The following is a 1634-nucleotide window of genomic DNA, read 5'->3' on the forward strand; positions in this document are numbered from 1 at the left end:
CCAACGCGGCCTTAGCTTTCTCGGAAGGACCGAGCACCTTCGCGCTGGGGCTATAGGATTGGCTTGAAACCGGTTTTAGGGGGTTCGACTCCCTCCTTTTTCGTTTAGTTTAACATAGGCTGGTTCTTCAAATGTGTGATAAGGCGGGGGACAGCCATTTAATCATTCGAGGTTGGTGGGGGATTGTTCGGTCATTGATACCTTGCGTTTTGAGGCGAAGGCCTCTCAGATCATGTAGATTATTAGGATCACTGCTACTAGTGAAATAAAGGAGCCAATGGATGATAGAACATTTCATGCGGTATAAGCATCGGGGTAGTCAGAATAGCGTCGGGGTATTCCAGATAGGCCAAGGAAGTGTTGTGGAAAAAAGGTTAAATTTACACCTATGAATATAATAATAAAGTGGGCTTTGGCATAAGTTTGGTCTAATGTATAGCCTGAAAATAAAGGGAATCAGTGGATGAAGCCCCCTATAATGGCAAAAACAGCTCCTATTGACAGGACATAGTGGAAATGGGCGACAACATAGTACGTATCGTGTAGTACAATATCTAGGGATGAGTTTGCTAAGATAATACCGGTAAGGCCCCCTATGGTGAATAGAAAGATAAAGCCTAGGGCTCAAAGTATTGCGGCAGATCATTTGATATTGCCCCCATGAAGTGTAGCAAGTCAGCTGAAAACTTTAACTCCAGTAGGAATAGCAATGATTATGGTAGCAGAGGTGAAGTAAGCTCGTGTGTCTACATCTATGCCTACTGTAAATATATGGTGGGCTCATACAATAAATCCTAGGAACCCGATTGACATTATAGCCCAGGTCATACCTATATACCCAAATGGTTCTTTCTTCCCGGAGTAGTAAGTTACAATGTGGGAGATTATTCCGAATCCAGGGAGAATGAGGATGTAGACTTCAGGGTGGCCAAAGAATCAAAATAGGTGTTGGTATAGGATAGGGTCTCCCCCTCCAGTAGGATCAAAGAAGGTAGTGTTAAGGTTGCGGTCTGTTAATAGTATAGTAATGCCGGCAGCTAAGACTGGCAGGGAGAGGAGTAGTAGGATTGCTGTGATTAGGACAGATCAGACAAACAATGGGGTTTGATACTGGGATATGGCGGGGGGCTTCATGTTGATAATGGTAGTGATGAAGTTGATAGCTCCTAGGATAGAGGAAATCCCTGCTAGGTGGAGGGAGAAAATAACTAAGTCTACGGAGGCCCCTGGATGAGAGAGGTTTCCTGCTAAGGGGGGATATACTGTTCAACCTGTTCCGGCGCCAGCCTCGATTATGGTTGATGCCATTAGCAGCAGGAAAGAGGGGGGAAGAAGTCAGAAGCTTATATTATTTAGACGGGGGAATGCTATGTCAGGAGCACCAATTATCAAGGGTACTAGTCAGTTCCCGAACCCTCCAATTATAATGGGTATAACTATGAAGAAAATTATAACAAATGCATGGGCTGTCACAATGACATTATAGATATGGTCACTACCTAGTAAACTACCGGGTTGGCCTAGTTCAGCTCGAATGAGAAGACTTAGAGCTGTGCCTATGATTCCAGCTCATGCGCCGAATAGTAGGTATAGAGTTCCGATGTCTTTGTGGTTTGTTGAAAAGAGTCAACGGT

At 44.4% G+C, this 1634-nt stretch carries 1 pseudogene; it reads right to left on the reverse strand.

Annotated features, from left to right (window positions below):
• Positions 1–162: 162 nt before the first annotated feature.
• A pseudogene (locus ACFINX_RS09970) lies at positions 163–1626 on the reverse strand (cbb3-type cytochrome c oxidase subunit I); the annotation flags it as partial.
• Between the last annotated feature and the right edge of the window lie 8 nt (positions 1627–1634).

The organism is Bartonella sp. AP36NXGY (genome assembly GCF_042195865.1).
Classification (GTDB): Bacteria; Pseudomonadota; Alphaproteobacteria; order Rhizobiales; family Rhizobiaceae; genus Bartonella.